Below are 15,164 nucleotides of genomic sequence, written 5' to 3'. Positions count from 1 at the left end.
CGAAAAAAGGTTTGTCTGGTCTTGCGCGGCGATCTGACGACACATTACGTCGCATGTTGAGCGCATGCTGAGCCTCGATTTGAGGTGAACCAATGAAGACAATGACTGATTTTCGGGCAATGCTGGAAGAGGATGCTTTTCCCGATGTTGGCGAGAGCGGGATGGCATCGGAGCAGCCCAGGTTTCGTCCAGTGGCCCTTGATGGCCCTCTTCAACTCGCCGGGGCGATCTATGCCCTTAGGATGATTCGGGGCGCCAAGCTCCACACCAAAATAGTCAAGCGAGGAACCATTCGCGAGCCTGACTTGCTGAGCTTGGTCGGCCTGGAGCTGCTCCCTTCTTCTCGTCGTGAGACGCTGACGCCGAGCCAGCTCCTGCTCGTGATGAGTCAGCAGGAGGCGCGCCTCACAAGGCGTGGAATGCCATCCCTGCGGAACTTGGACCGCAATATCGCGCAGATCGGGGGCATCCTGAAGTTAAGCAGGGCAGAGGTGAGCGTTCTGCGTCTGGCGGTCATCGTGTCCCGGGTCGAAGCATTCCAGGAATTGTTCAAGGTGCGGGCGGGCTTGCTGCAGAGCTTTTTCAGCATGGTCCAACATGGGGTGGGGATAAAGCCCAGGGACATTCAAAAAGCACTGGCTTCTGGCGGTGCCCTACGGCGCGCGGGCATCTTGCAGCCTGGCCTGAGCTACGTGTATGGCAACCATCCTCTGGAGATGGATGATGAAATCGCAACGCTGCTTCTGGCGCCGTGTTTCGACGAGAAGGTACTGCTCCGCCACGTCCTGTGCGTGTCACCATCACCCAGCTTGACGATGCAGGACTACCCTGAGCGCCTCGATATTTCCATGCTCCGTCGTTACCTGCGCGTCGCGATCAAAGCCCGGCGCGAGGGCGTCAATATTCTGATCCATGGCGCGACGGGTACCGGCAAAACGGAGTTCGTCCGAGCGCTCGCGCATGACCTTGGGTCAGAGTTGAGCGAGGTGCCCACCGAGGACTCGTCAGGAGACCCAATCTCCGGGGAGAAGCGCTTTCGCTCCTTTAGCCTTGCGCAGAACCTGTTGGCCTCGAAGCGGGGGCAGCTGTTGCTTTTCGACGAGGTGGAGGATGTCTTTGGCAGTGAGGCGAGCCTGTCGCCGTTTGGACTTACGTTGCGATCGGGAGGAGACCGGATCGGGAAAGGCTGGCTCAATCAGACACTTGAGTCCAATCCAATTCCGACCATTTGGGTATGCAACAGCATCTCTTCGTTCGACGCGGCGTACTTGCGTCGCTTTGCTCTCTCACTGGAATTTCGCGGCCCAACAGGTGCGTTTCGGCGACGCGTTGTCGACCGTCACTTGGACGAAGATCTGATTTCTCAGGAGAGTCGCGCGAAACTGGTGGCAATGGAGCAGCTACCCCCCGCGTCCATCCAGCGCATCGCAGGTGTGTTGCGAGCACTAAAGAGCCCCCATCAAGCTGACCGTGATCGGGAGGCCGAAGAGGTGGCCAGGCTTGCACTCCAGGTCATGGGACGAAGTGCGCAGTCTGCAAGTGCCCCTCTCCCTTCGCACTACGACCCAGCATTTCTCAACACGAATCCAGACATCACAGGGTTAGCAACAGGCTTGAGTGGACGACGAGCCGCCAGAATCTGCCTATATGGGCCGCCCGGTACGGGAAAAACTGCGTTCGCACACCATCTAGCCAAGGTCCTAGACGTCCCGCTGCACCTCAAGCGTGCATCCGACGTTCAGAGCATGTGGGTGGGCCAAACCGAGAAGAATATTGCGCGAGCGTTCCAGGCGGCACGAGAGGAGGGCGCCCTCCTTCTGATCGACGAGGCGGACAGCTTTCTCCAGGATCGCGGCAACGCTCATCGGAGCTGGGAAGTGAGCCAGGTTAACGAGATGCTGACCCAGATGGAGTCCTTTGAGGGCATCTTCATTGCGTCCACCAACTTGATGGACAGCCTGGATGCCGCGTCTCTGCGGCGTTTCGACTTCAAGGTGCATTTTGACTACCTAACGCGCGAACAGCGCCGTTCGCTATTTGCGCGTGTCGCTGTCGACGCTGAAAGCCATGGCGGCGCGAACCATGGGCGTGATCGGCTGGATCGCATGGGCTCTTTGGTCCCCGGAGACTTCACCAATGCATTGCGGCAGCTGAAAGTGCTGGATCAACCGCCGACGCAAGCAAGACTGCTGGAGTTGCTCGAGGCAGAGCTGCGCTTCAAGCCGGGTGCAAACCAGCGCCGTATCGGCTTCTGATCCGGGTTCGCTCCCGCGTCATTCTGGCCGCGAGGTATTGCGATGCGTGGCGAGAGATGAAGCACGTTGACCTCTCTGAGGGGAATACATCCGTGGGTCAAGCAGAAGTCCTGTTCTACGAGCTGCTCGAATGTGCCCAGAACGTCCTCAGTGGACGCGGTGATCTCGGCATACTGGGGCGTATCGCGGACACAGAGGATAGGAAGCGCGTCGCCTCGGCACTGTGGATCGAGGGCGCGGATGAAGCGGCCTTCGACTTCTGGTGTCACATCCTTTCCAACATGCTGCTCGACAACGGCATTGATCCATCGTGCGTGAAGATCCACAGGAGCTCCATCTGTCCGTGCGGTCAGCCTTTGGCACACCATGCCGAGGACGACTATTTGGCGCTATCTGGGGTGAGCCGAGCCTGGCACATCTACAGCACCGACCGCCGCCTCGACGCGAACATATGCAGCTACCGTGTCCAAGCGGTCGCTCAGCATCCGCTTCTGCTGGACTGTGTCATCGAGACGGCCTACGGCTGGCGCGGGCCAGCGTCCCGGCGCGTTGCGGCGTGGCGTGTGCTCCACGCCATTGATCATCGCGAGCCACTTATCGAGGCGCTATGTCGGTTCTTTCGGGTTGGGCCGGCAGCTATTCGTGCCATGCGGCAATGGCGCCCATCTTCTCGCCAGTATTGGATCACGTACCCAATGGCGCGGCGGGTCGCAAGCCTGCTCGCGGACTTGCCTCATGAAAAGCTGATTGACCTTGATTCCCGTGCATTCTGGCGCTGGCTTGCAGTGGCGCACGTGATCCGCCGATGCACCGGTGTTACCTCCGCATACTTGATGCGGAGCGAATGCCTCGACGGAATCGAGCGGCTGCGTTCCAACAAGCAGGTTAAAGCGCAGGAGCTGCTAAGCAAGCTTCGGCAGGCTATCCGCTGGTTGCGATGCGAACGATACGTTCACGATGGACTCCCGCGTCCAGATCGGATGTTTGCCGCTATCGGCATTCCGCCTCCTGCAAGAATGACGCTGGATTACTGCTTCGCACTTCCCCTCGCTTGGACGGCCGCCCGCCTAAATACGTCGGAGGCCATTCGGGAAGAGGCAATCACAATGCGCCATTGCATCCAAAAATACACGAATGAGCTTGCTCAAGGCCAAATTCAGGCGTACTCGCTCCGGTCCCGGGAAGGGCGCGAACGGGTGACATTGGTGGTTAGGCCGTTTATTGGCCTCGATGATTACGAGGAGACTCACCTGACGATCTCGGGGCCGGGAAATGAATCATTTTCCCATGATGCTCTGGAAGCAGTGCTGGCGATGATGCGGATCGTTTCACCAACGGGGACGCGCATGCGCGTCGGATCGAATTTTCGTTAACAACCAGCTTTTGTGCGTTTCAAAAGCGATTCCTTGACCCTGCGGAGGACCGCCTCCTTAAGAACCCATGTCTCTGCTTGAGCGTGGTAAGCAGAGCTGTTTGATATTTCGTTGGACAGCTGCGCCTTTCCGGACGCTGGATCAATATGCAGCAGCCGCTTGTCAAAGAGCCTATGGACATCAGATCTGAGCAGGAAGCCGTTGTGTACGTCGTAGCTGCCTTCGTCTTGAACCTCAACGAGGTGGGCGGCTTCCAGAACACTTTGCTCGCTTTCGCCGGTGAGCGCGCAACAGCGCTCAATTCTCAACAGTCTGCTTTTGAATAGGCCTTGTTTCCTCTTTCTACGGAGTGACGTGGTGAACCCCAAGAACTCGGGACCTCCCGCCGTAATTATCTTTACGCTTTTGGCTGCCCCATCGTAGTCTGCATTTGGTGGGTCGTTCGCCCACGTTGCCTTGTTTTTCGTCTTGCCTGACGTGTCGTATTGGATAGTGGCGCAGCCGAAGCAATCCGTAAGTTCGCGTATGCTGAGGTTATTCTCAGGTCGATACTCGAGTTTCAAGTGGTGCACTGATCCATCAATCTCGTGATGCAAGACGTTAGTTACGTAGTCCACTTGAAATGGTTGCTCTGGCCAAACCTCTGAAGTAGTAAATTCAGCTCCAGAGATGGGCGATTTTCGTTCTTCAATCAAAATCGTTTCGGTTGTCCACGACCAACGAATTTGAATCAGAATTGGATAGCGCACGCAGTTCTCCATTTCTTCGGCACGACCGTGGGAATCTAAGTATCAAGAGCGATGATCTGCAACGGTTGCATTTTGCTCAACGCCACGATCGAGGCTGGGAGTTCCGTTCGGCCGGTCTCCATTCTAGATTTTAGCCTTGGGAAACAGAGACGAGGTTGATCGATTATCAATACGTCCGCCCCTGTGCTGCGCAAGGCCTCCTCAACCTGCGTAATAAACGTAGTTGTGCGGCGCCTCCCTCTGATGATAATCGATACGTCAGCGGCTCGTATAAGCTGGATGTGGGCGGAAATTTTGCTCCAATCGCCAACAGCCAGGGTGCCCGCTCTGAAGCTTGCGTCAGGAATGGTCATCGACAGAAGGCCATGGCCGAGTTGGCTGGGCGCATTCCGTCCGGCGGTTATAACTAGGGTTTTGCGATTTCGTTTCAGTGCGCTCGCCTCGAGGAGACACATAAGCAAAAAGGCTCTTGTGAGGGGCGAATCAGCGGTGATCACAGAGATACGGCTGCTTTGAGTCGGTGGTGCAAAGCTACTAGCCTTTGTGAGGCTTTCAGCGAGCATGTCGTTCTCTTCAGATCGTTGCAGATCTTCAAAGGCGTTGAACAGTAATTCGCGAAGTTGTATCTGTATTGCCACGGCGGTACGTCCTGACCCCTCGGGTGAAATTCATCAATGACGATGCTCACGCCGGCTGTGACATTTTGTATCGCATTGAGGGGGCGTCGAAGAAGGCTCGGACTCGGGCTATTGGGTGCGCGGAGCATGGCGGGCCTGGGTCTACATGAGGTTGTGCGAGTGGTGCATGGTCCTAGGTTCTCCGAGCGGTCTGGGCGGTTGACGGCAGGCTCGTCTCAGAGTGGGAGGGGGGGCATGGCCCGGATCACCAGCGTCGTGCGTAGTGGCGGGTGCGCGCTATTGGGCGGTCACAAAACTGGGTAGAGCGCGTCACCGTAATCCTGCGCAGGGTGCTCCATCATGACCACAAGCATCAAGGGCACCAACGTCCCCAGGATAGCCACCGCGTCTGAGAGCTGGGCGCGATTGACCTGGCTGTTCCAGGTGGCGCCCCATGGACCAGCTGGTTGCGTAAGACATAGAGTCGGTCGAATACGATTCCCAGCACCTTCGTCGTGTCGCCTTGCATTACGGCCGCGAAGGCCGCTTTCTTGCTGTTTGCAAACCCGTCCTCCCAACGGTTGCTGGCATCGTGCGTCCGCATCGCCGTCCAGAACGGCTCGAAGGTGAACTTGTTGTCGATCAGGGTGCGAATGGGCCCCGTGAACTGCTTGAACAGGGCCTGGTGCAGACGATTCTCGCGATCCAGAGTTACCAATGTGTCCAGGAAAGCTTTCCCACGAGCACGTTCCGTCTCCTCGCGCCCGAACTCTCGAGCATAGGCGGCATTCATCGCAATCCACTGGAGGACGAACTGCAAGTCCAAGTCATCTACTTCTTGCTCCGATCGCACAAGCCAGCTCAGCGCCCGGTGGATGCGCAGGCGCAGGGCCTCCGGCTGCTGATCCCGAATTTCGCGGTGATGTGCCTTTAGGCTGGAAGCGGTAAGTGTCACGTCCTATTCCCCCGATCTTGAGGTGGAGTATGCATCGGCTGCCTTTCACGCGGGCTAGAGCGGGGTGGCATCGTGAGCGACACATCGTGTCGCAGGCGTTGGCAGCATAGGAGGAGCCGAGGTGATATCGCAGTGCTGCGGATGCAGGGCGCAGGTAAGGTGAATATGGCTCCGAAGCATGCTAGCGTCGGAATAGCGGCCAAACAGGGGGGCTGTATGGGACGCGTGCTTTCGAAGTCCAAGCTGGTGGCATACAGGCAGTGCCCCAAGCGGCTCTGGCTGGAGGTGCATCGTCCAGATCTGCGCGAGGACTCGGCTCAGGCGCAGGCCAAGTTCAAGGCCGGCAATCAGGTGGGTGATATCGCTCGCCAGCAGTACGACCCGCGAAATAGCGGCGTGCTGCTTGACGCGCAAGCCGAAGGATTCGATGCCGTTTTTGACCGGACCAAGCGGCTGCTGGACGCCAACCAACCAATCTTCGAGGCGGCCTTCCGTACGCCGGACGCCCTGGCATTTGCCGACGTGCTCTTGCCCGTCAGGAAGGGTGGCAAGCGCGGCTGGAAGATGGTTGAGGTCAAGTCCGCCACCACTGTCAAGGACTATCACCGTGACGATGCGGCCATCCAGGTATTCATTGCCCGGGCCACGGGTGTGCCCTTGTTGGAAGCGGCCGTGGCCTGCATCGACAGCAGTTGGGTTTACCAGGGGGACGGCGACTACGCCGGGCTTCTCGCCGAAACCGATGTGACCGTCGAGGCACTGTCACGGGGCGATGAAGTCAAGGCTTGGATCGCTGACGCCCACCGCGTCGTCGCCGGCAAAAAAGAGCCCGACCTCAAAATGGGGCGGCATTGCAATGACCCCTTCGAGTGCAGTTTCAGCGCGCATTGCATGAGTCTTTGCCCGGCCGTCGCGCATCCGATCAGCCTTCTACCAGGCGCCCTCCGCAAGCCGTTGCAAGCCTTCGTCAAAGAGAAAGGGCTTACCGAGCTGGGCCAAGTGCCTGACGAGTTGCTCAATGACAAGCAACAGCGCGTCAAGCAAGTGACGTTGTCAGGAAGGCCCTACTTCAACAGGGTCGGGGCCGCAGCCGCGTTGCAGCCCCACAAGCTGCCGGCGTACTTCATGGACTTCGAGACCATCCAGTTCGCCGTGCCGATCTGGAAGGGCACGCGGCCCTACCAGCAAATCCCCTTTCAGTTCAGTGTGCATCGGCTTTCCCGCACAGGGCTGCTCGCACACGAATCGTTCCTGGATCTTTCGGGGAAAGATCCGTCCGTGGGATTTGCCAAGGCACTGATCGAAGCGTGCGGCAGCCAAGGTCCCGTGTTCTCGTACAACGCCGGTTTTGAGGTATCCCGGATACGGGACTTGGCAGCGCGCTTCCCACGCCTTGCCAAGCCATTGAATGCGTTGGCGACACGTGTCGTTGACCTCTTGCCGGTGGCACGAGACCACTATTACCACCCCGCACAGGAGGGCAGTTGGAGTATCAAGGCCGTGCTACCTGCGCTGTGCCCCGATCTGGACTACGCCAAACTTGAAGGTGTGAAGGATGGCGGGATGGCCATGGAGGCGTTCGTGGAGGCGGTGGGCCCTTCGACGACCAAGGAGCGGAAGGACGAGATTGAGCGCCAGCTCATCGCCTATTGCGCGCTGGATACGCTGGCGTTGGTTCGGCTATGGTCGGCGTTCAGTGGATCGAAGGTCGCCATTCGGTAGTCATGGGAAAACGCTCAGGCACTCTGGAAACCACGCTTCTGGCGATCGAGCTGCTGCGTCGCATTCCACGCAATCGCAAAGTCACCGCGGAAGAGCTTCATGCGCAGGTGAAGGAAGCCGGATTTGACCGGGATCTACGCACGATCCAGCGCCAGCTCGATCTGTTGAGCGAACACTTTCACATTGAACGGGATACCAGGACGAAGCCATACGGGTACTCCTGGCAGAAAAACGCTAGCGGCCTCTCTGTTCCGGGTCTAACCCTCCAAGAGTCGTTGCTGCTACGTCTGGCCGAAGAGCACCTGCGCAACCTCCTCCCTGCGCACCTGTTGAAATCGATGGACGGCTTCTTCGCCCAAGCGCGTCAAAACTTGGATCCGCTCGGTCCACCTTCGCTGGAGCGCGATTGGCCGGCCAAGGTACGTGTGGTGGCGACCTCGCAGCCGCTATTGCCGCCAAAAATTGATCCGACCGTGTTCGAGACTGTGTGCGAGGCCTTGTACGGCAATCGCTATTTGACCGTGACCTACAAGAATGCCGGGGGAGGCGTGACCACCAGTCGGGTCACGCCTCTCGGCCTCGCCCAGCAAGGCCCGCGGATGTACCTCATTTGTCGTTTCGATGGGTATGACGACAATCGCGCGCTGGCCATCCATCGCGTACAGGCAGCTGAGGGCTCGACTCTGACATTCAAACGCCCAAAGGGATTCGATCTTAAGCAGTACGACGACGAGGGACGGTTTGGTTTCGGGGATGGGAAGAAGGTCCGCCTGACGTTTCGCATTGACAAGGACCATGGGCATTTCCTGCTCGAGTCCAGGCTCTCCGAAGACCAGTCGGTAAAGGACCTCGGAGACGACTACGAGATCTCCGCCACCGTCGTGGACTCGGCGATGCTCGAGTGGTGGCTACGGGGATTTGGGGATGCCGTATCCCGGGTAAGGCGGCTAAAGATTCGGCCGTAAGGTGCGAGTGAGTCTGGCGCCGTGGATTGGCTTAATCATGCGCATGCTTGGCCTACCTCAGGGTTTTAGTAGCGCCTTGCAGTATTGACTTAGAGGATCCCGACTGTTCGTAAAGCAGTTTGGGCAGACATGAATTCGAGCGTGCGGCCTGGGCGCCGCCCGATAAACGGGGCGTGTATACATGAGACTGGGTGTCGATTTTGGAACCAGCTACTCGGCGGCAGGAGCGGTCGTGAGAGACGGCGTTCAATTGCTTAAATTTGGTAAAGAGAAGCAGTTTCGTACAACGGCCTATTTTCAGCATCGAGTCCCAGATCCAAGTCAGTTCGCTTTGACTTCCAGCCTCAAAGCGGAAGTCGAAAACCTGGTTCGCAGGAGTCGGAACGAACAGACACGTCAGGTCAATCGGGCAAACGCGTTGCGAGCGCTAGCCATGCAAATAGACGAGCCGAAAAGGAGAGAGCAGGAACTGCTCTTCATACCGAATGTTGCCCTCCGCTCCGAGTCGCAGATGGAACGAGAAGCCGTCAGCGCTGTTCGCAGAGCATGGCTTGAGAATCAGGTGCGACGGTCCAAGAAGTCAGCGGCGTCGCTTCAGCACGCGGTCTACGGTGACCAAGCGATCGTGGCCTATCTCACGGAAGGTGGCGGGCATCTGGTGGATTCCCCCAAGTCGATGCTGGGCTTTTCGCTGTTGCCCCACGCGCGCGTCGTGTTAGTGCGCATTGCCACCTATGTGCTTGAGCACATCCGCCTTTCAGCGGTTCAGCAACTCCGCAGCGAGGTTCGAAGTGCGCTGATAGGTCGACCCGTTCGATTTCGTAGCTCACTTGGGGATGCGGGAGAAATTCAGGCACTCGAGATCCTCCGCGAGGCCGCCACTGCGGCAGGTTTCGATCAGGTGGAATTCCTGGAGGAACCGGCCGCGGCCGCGATGGGTTATCACGCGATCCAAGAAAAGCCCAAGCGCTGTCTGGTCGTCGATGTCGGTGGCGGTACCACTGACATCGCGATGGCGAACGTGGGGGGACGAAGGCCCCACCCCGAAATCCTCGGCTCATGGGGTCAACCCGTGGGGGGCAGGACGTGGATCTGGCACTCAGTTTGGCAACCTTCATGCCGTTGCTCGGCAAAGGTCAGTCGAGCATTCCAGTCCACGTATTTTCAGCCGCGGCGAGGGTAAACGAGGTGGACCGTCAATCCGAATTTCGCGCTTACAACTTCAGCCGCTATGAGGAGCCGTACGCCAACCGCCTCACCCGTCTGCAGGAGTTCGGAAACACGGTTCGAATGAACATGCAGGTTGAGCTCACCAAGAAGATGTTGAGTGACTCGAATAAGATTGGTGCGCCGCTGGACTTCATTGAGGAGAAACTGAGTGCGACGACGACGCAACAAGATTCGGCAATGGCCGCAGAGCGATATCTCAGCGTGCTAACGAAGTTGCTCGAGACAGCGCGCGGGGAAATAACCCGGGAGCCAGAGGTCATACTCCTCACTGGCGGTATGTCTCGCGCCCCGTACGTTCAAGATGTTATCCAATCGGTCTTTCCAGGCATTGCGGTCACGAAAGGTGATCCTTCTCTCGGTGTCGTCACTGGACTGGCTGTTGCAGCGAATCGCCTGCGACCACAGCGCAGGTGAGAACGGCGTGTTTGGTCCTTGCGCGTGTCGATGAAGCTTTCGTCGAATCGCAGCGAGCCCGCGGCGAACCGAGATATCGACCTAACGCAGACATTGAACTCCTCAGTTAAGCCAGACCGCTTTTCGGTCTTGGACAACCCAATATAGCCGGCGACTGAGCGGAGCCAGCTTGAGTTAGGCCGCTCTAAGTATGCAGAAACGCAGACATAAATCATTCGTCGTCAGTTTGCAATTCATCAACGTACCCCCACATTTCTTGCTCAATCTCTCGGGAGCTGAGGGCACGCTCGTCGGATGCCCTATAGATGTCCTCTTGTTCCATCTCCTCACACTTTGCAATTTCGCGTGCTTCCTCTTCCGGCGTCTTTTTATACCAGTAGTGCTCGTGAATGTATTGGTCTATGAGATCCTGATACTCGTGGTTCGCAAGCACAAACCAGTGGTCATCATCTCTTTTCACGATCAACTCAACAGCGCAATTCTTTGATACTTCGAATGCTAACGACGCTGCTTCTTGAAACGAAGCATGACCGTCGAGGGGCTGTTCGTACGGGGTGTGAACAATTATTAGGTTGGCGTCCTTGACGCCGATTCGCTCTTTCAAGTTGGAAAGAGCAGCTAGAGCAGCTTCGGCTCTCAACTTCGGTTGCCGCTCAAGTTCGGCGCGAGCAGTCGCTCTGGCCGTTGCCATCGATTCGGCCCTAGCTATGAGTGATGGATCTAGTGAAATCCACGTCTTGTCATTATCGAAGCTTTGCACCGTCCAAGTCTTCAATGCATTTGCGAACCGGAGAGTGATTAGCGGGGTGTAATTGAGCCTTTGCTCAACCGCAACTATTTCCCCTGCGCCATAGTCCGCGTGGGTTACCTTTGCCCCGATTACCTCTGACCAAAGCACTGGGTCACCCGATGCGAGAGCGGAAAAGTGCCTTGCGCCCAGTCTTACGAAATGCTCAGTCATGGCCTAACGTCTCGGGTCAAGCCGGGCCGATTGGCGGCCATGGCGGGGGTTCCATCCGAACGCCAGCGCCGAGGCCGCGAATTGGTCTGGGCTGGGCGCATTGTTAGTCGACTTGCGGAGAGCGCACCTTGTAACTTCGAGGGTGATGGCTGAGCGTTTGAAAGAAGCTGATTAATGACCCGCTATAGCCTATGCGGCGTCAGGTAGCTGCCTAGCGACCGGAAGAATACGTTCCAAGCCGACGAGCTGATCGGTATCTAGATCAAAGGGAAGTACATGTAAGGCGAGCTCATCGCTGAACTGGAAAGCAGGCAGCGGAGATCGAAACAGCGTTGTCTTGGGGAAGATGAGTGCGAGAGTACCAGTACCGTTGAGATAGCGGTGCCCATAGGCATGCATCTGGTAGAAGTCGGTTTGCCGTAAGGAGTATTTGTCGGTCGCATTGGAAAGAGATTCGTCGATTTGCTTCCACTTGGTGTCCAGTAGCGCGAGCATCTGATCGGATTTCAGGATTGCGAAGTCGGGCTTCAGCTTGAACATGTTGTCGCCTTCATGGCGACAAAGAAACTTGCTTGAGGGCGTTGGGTGGAGCCGCGCGAGAACTCCGATCTGCCTCACAAGCTGTGCCGAAACGTAACGTTCAAAGAGGACTTCCATCGGGAACAGAAGACTCGGACCAACCCAGGTTCCAACCATGCTTAAAGGAACCAATCGGTGGAGGATCAGAACGCACCAGGGCTTGATCGATCGGTAAGCCTCCAGCAGGCGCCCATCGCTCCATTTGGCGAGGTCTTCACGTACGTTGGGGCTGGGCGGTACTTCGTGCATCATGGCGGCGAGCTGGTGCGACCATCGCCACGTATCTGAATCACGCGTCAGGCGGCAGACCTCCAGGAGCGCGGACTTTAGCAGGCGGTTCTCCGGGCGGTCTGCGCTGAAGATGTCGTGCTCAATCTGAAAGAAGTGTTGGCGCCCAGGGGGCTGCCTCACTTGCTTCGCAAGGTTGAGTCGCCCCCGGAGAAACCTCTGTTCCTCCTGAACGCGCTGGTAGTCGAATCTCAAGCCGTGCTTCAATAGCCAGTCAAGTTCTGTCACAAATTGCTGAAAGATCCATTCGTTTACCGGCGCGCTTCCGGTCTGCAGTGTCGTAACCGATGACTCCCGAGGGCGCACATTAATGCAGATCTGCAGCATCTTCCGAAGCAATCGTCTGGCAGCCGGTGCATCGCCCGCCTGATCGAACGCCTTCGGGAGGATCTCGATGCGCGTTCCGTCAGGCGCTTCCAGCACACCGACATAGTTATCAAGTCGCAGTGATTGTCGGTCTTCGAGCTCAAGGATGACCGCTCCGCTCGGGCGAAGCCGCGCGCTCTCCTTGCACAGCCAATCAAACGCCGCCGGCGATACCGTTGCCTCGTCCAGGCTGAGAGGGTGTGTCTGCGCAGTGGACAATCGCGCAAATTCGCGGACGGTAATGAGGCTCATGCTGGGATCGAGCCAAGCTTGATTCCCTGGTAGGCACCGATACGATCGAATGCCTTGGTGTTGATCGACCAAAGTGTTTTCTCAGGCATGTTGTCCTGCCCCTCAAGCCCGGCCATGACAGCTGTCCGGCGCTTCAGAAACTGATCCTCTGGCGACTTCAGCTCATCGCTCAGCACCCAGGCGATTTTTTGCCAGTCTTCAAAGAAGTATTCCTGCAAAAGAGGAAGCACCTGTTGCCGGAAGATGCTAGACAACGCCGCGATCGTGGCGGAGTCCTTGAGCTTGAGAAAGTAGGCGTGGCCGATCTGGAAGTCGCGGCCATGCAGACATTCGATGCGATCGTTGATGCCCTGCAACATGGCATCGATCTTTACACCATCGACCGATATACCGCGCAGAACTCCAACGTCAGGCAGCATGGGGATGAATTGGAAACGTCGACGCAGGGCGATATCGATTGCGGCGAGTGACCGGTCCGCCGTGTTCATCGTGCCAATGAGGTAGATGTTTGACGGGACCGAGAACGGGTTCTTCGAGTAGGGTAGGGTCACCTCTAGCGTTTCGACTTCCCCAGCTCGCTTGCTTGGCTCGATGAGAGTGATCAACTCGCCAAAGATTCGTGAAACGCTGCCTCGATTGATCTCGTCGATTATCAAGACGTAAGGCTGACCTTTGTTAGGAAGTCTGCGCGCCATCGAACTCTCGGCCCGGCTTGTCAGCGCGACACCAGCCTTCTCCAGCGCTTGAGCGAGTTCTGGCCAGCTTACGCGTGTCAGCTCATACAGCGTCTTGAGCGTGAATCGAACGCCTCCGTTGACGTTCTTGATGTTGAGATTCAGACCTGTGGCCAGCCAGCGAACGGGAAGAACGTTGTTGTAGTCGCTGAGTACCCCCGCAGGTACGGTTGGCTCGTATCGGTATTCACCCTGGACGACGCCGACAGCCTGGATCTCTTCGGCTGATCGGATACAAAGGATGATGTCCCCCACCTCCACCTCATTGGCGAAGCTGTGGACTGTGTTCTGGTTGTGGGTTCCTAGGGCGTCGTACCCAGCGTGACTGCCCCGCGTGACCTTCGCAAGGTCGCCCACGAGGCCCCATCCGATCCGCGCCTCATTGTGCGTGAAGCAGTAGTCGCGCGTCTTGCTGGCATGGGTACTGTCGATTGAAAGCTTCCAGATCCGGGGGGCGTCACTGATGCCGATCTCCCGAGCAGCTTCAGTCACGCCACTTGCTGTTTCGCATAGGCGTTTGAAGACGCCAGGCTCGACCTTGTAAACAAGGTTGTCGTCTCGGTCGGTCTCGGCACGCAATCCTTCGACGAAGTCCTCGTAACTGAAGCTCTGGTGGAAGGTGACGAACCGAATCCGCTCCTCTGCTACCAACTCTCTGAATCTCTCGGTCAAGGCCGCGCGATCGAGTGCGTTCGCTGCCAGGAACGCCGGATCAACGATCTCGAGGGAATGGTTGATGGTGTAGTACGTCTTGCCAGTTCCAGGGGGGCCGAACAGAATCTGGTTAAGTGGGGGCGGTGACATGTCAGTGGGTTCCGCAATCCGTGATGTGGTGTCGGCAGATGGTTGAGCGGCGCCGTCGGCGTACCAATCGCAGAGCTTCTGCAAATCGGCAAGGGTGGCGAGCGTCGCGAGATAAGCTTGCTTGCCGGCGGCAAGCGCTGGCGCGTGAGCGCCGAGATGGTGGTTGCGCGGACGTTCTGCAGGATAGGGTTCAATCGCCTCTTGATCGAGGAACGGGGGAGCCATTTCGATGAAGATCGCAACCCGCTTGGGAGAGGGGTCTGTAGCAAGGGCACGGCCTTCAGGGGTGTGCCAAGCAGCGATGTGCGACGTCCCAGTTCGGGTTCCCGGAAACCGCGCGTCGAGATAGACGATTGCCGATTCTTTGGTAAATGCAGCTGCCTGATTCGTTACCCATGCCTCATGCGACAGTGAGGCGAAGCTCTGGTTGCTCGCTTGCATCAGTCTCGGCAAAAACGCCTGATAAGATTCCCAACTGCTTTCAGGCAGGCTGATCTTGCGGGCTGCCAGCCAAGGCTTTGTCTGACCATCGACAGGGAAGTATTTCTCCGGCGCGATGTAGAACAGACACTCGGTCAGCTTGGCAAAGCCCGTGTTCTTGATGGTCAGGCAACGATTGAACGTCTCACCCTTGACCTCACCGCGAAGCGCTTGCTCGAACAGATCCCACAGGGTGGACACCATCCAAGGCTCTCTCTGTGCCTTGAATGGAAACATCCACACCTTCATTGCATTGGCACTTGGGACGCCGTCAAAGTCCGTCGGCAGTGTGGCAGAAATGCCCGCCGTTTCGATCAACCTCGCGACGAGCTTGAGTCTTTGGTCAACGCCGTACTTGGTGAAAAGGCAGTAGAAGGTAAAGGGATCGATTTCATCCAAGGGGATGCTGTTTTCGTTTTC

The 15,164-nt window shown here is 57.5% G+C and carries 12 protein-coding genes; 6 read left to right on the top strand and 6 right to left on the bottom strand.

Annotation, left to right across the window (positions count from 1 at the left end; all coding sequences use genetic code 11):
• Positions 1-92 precede the first annotated feature (92 nt).
• Together FHQ07_RS06575 and FHQ07_RS06570 are read left to right on the top strand one after the other, a co-directional pair.
• Positions 93-2,255, top strand: a complete 2,163-nt coding sequence (locus FHQ07_RS06575) for an AAA family ATPase (RefSeq protein ID WP_139716055.1) — start codon at positions 93-95, stop codon at positions 2,253-2,255.
• Between the two features lie 92 nt (positions 2,256-2,347).
• Complete coding sequence (locus FHQ07_RS06570; protein ID WP_139716054.1) at positions 2,348-3,628, top strand: hypothetical protein; 1,281 nt, start codon at positions 2,348-2,350, stop codon at positions 3,626-3,628.
• Here the strand turns inward: FHQ07_RS06570 and FHQ07_RS06565 are convergent.
• The 3 genes from FHQ07_RS06565 to FHQ07_RS06555 all read right to left on the bottom strand — a co-directional run bounded on the left by FHQ07_RS06565 (position 3,625) and on the right by FHQ07_RS06555 (position 5,949).
• Positions 3,625-4,377, bottom strand: coding sequence for an HNH endonuclease signature motif containing protein (locus tag FHQ07_RS06565; protein WP_168191488.1), 753 nt, complete (start codon positions 4,375-4,377; stop codon positions 3,625-3,627). The two genes, FHQ07_RS06570 and FHQ07_RS06565, sit on opposite strands and share 4 nt — an antisense overlap.
• Before the next feature lie 35 nt (positions 4,378-4,412).
• Positions 4,413-5,015: a hypothetical protein gene (locus tag FHQ07_RS06560; RefSeq protein ID WP_139716052.1), complete on the bottom strand. Its 603-nt coding sequence runs from the start codon at positions 5,013-5,015 to the stop codon at positions 4,413-4,415.
• A gap of 352 nt (positions 5,016-5,367) precedes the next feature.
• Positions 5,368-5,949: a HEPN domain-containing protein gene (locus FHQ07_RS06555; protein ID WP_240703563.1), complete on the bottom strand. Its 582-nt coding sequence runs from the start codon at positions 5,947-5,949 to the stop codon at positions 5,368-5,370.
• Positions 5,950-6,165: 216 nt separating this feature from the next.
• On the opposite strand from FHQ07_RS06555, the gene FHQ07_RS06550 reads away from it, so the two are divergent.
• From FHQ07_RS06550 to FHQ07_RS14535, 4 genes are all read left to right on the top strand, one after another.
• Positions 6,166-7,671, top strand: a complete 1,506-nt coding sequence (locus FHQ07_RS06550; RefSeq protein ID WP_139716051.1) for a DUF2779 domain-containing protein — start codon at positions 6,166-6,168, stop codon at positions 7,669-7,671.
• Positions 7,672-7,673: 2 nt separating this feature from the next.
• Positions 7,674-8,636, top strand: a complete 963-nt coding sequence (locus FHQ07_RS06545) for a helix-turn-helix transcriptional regulator (protein ID WP_139716050.1) — start codon at positions 7,674-7,676, stop codon at positions 8,634-8,636.
• Between the two features lie 181 nt (positions 8,637-8,817).
• Entirely contained in the window at positions 8,818-9,819 is a 1,002-nt protein-coding gene (locus FHQ07_RS06540) for a rod shape-determining protein (RefSeq protein ID WP_240703562.1), read from the top strand.
• Positions 9,723-10,280, top strand: a complete 558-nt coding sequence (locus tag FHQ07_RS14535; RefSeq protein ID WP_240703561.1) for an Hsp70 family protein — start codon at positions 9,723-9,725, stop codon at positions 10,278-10,280. The genes FHQ07_RS06540 and FHQ07_RS14535 overlap by 97 nt, the downstream gene beginning before the upstream one ends.
• A 211-nt stretch (positions 10,281-10,491) precedes the next feature.
• Here the strand turns inward: FHQ07_RS14535 and FHQ07_RS06535 are convergent, their stop codons facing one another.
• From FHQ07_RS06535 to FHQ07_RS06525, 3 genes are all read right to left on the bottom strand, one after another.
• Positions 10,492-11,241 carry a hypothetical protein gene (locus FHQ07_RS06535; RefSeq protein ID WP_139716049.1) on the bottom strand — a complete coding sequence of 250 codons (750 nt, stop codon included), beginning with the start codon at positions 11,239-11,241 and terminating at the stop codon, positions 10,492-10,494.
• Positions 11,242-11,430: 189 nt separating this feature from the next.
• Complete coding sequence (locus FHQ07_RS06530) at positions 11,431-12,726, bottom strand: McrC family protein (RefSeq protein ID WP_139716048.1); 1,296 nt, start codon at positions 12,724-12,726, stop codon at positions 11,431-11,433.
• The gene (locus FHQ07_RS06525; RefSeq protein ID WP_168191487.1) at positions 12,723-15,143 is read right to left on the bottom strand and encodes an AAA family ATPase; all 2,421 of its coding nucleotides are present in this window, start codon (positions 15,141-15,143) and stop codon (positions 12,723-12,725) included. The genes FHQ07_RS06530 and FHQ07_RS06525 overlap by 4 nt, the downstream gene beginning before the upstream one ends.
• Between the last annotated feature and the right edge of the window lie 21 nt (positions 15,144-15,164).

Origin of the sequence: Thermomonas aquatica (assembly GCF_006337105.1) — a bacterium.
In the GTDB taxonomy this organism is placed as follows: Bacteria; Pseudomonadota; Gammaproteobacteria; order Xanthomonadales; family Xanthomonadaceae; genus Thermomonas; species Thermomonas aquatica.
Note: the sequence above shows the minus strand (reverse complement) of the source record. Positions and strands in the feature narration are given on the sequence as shown.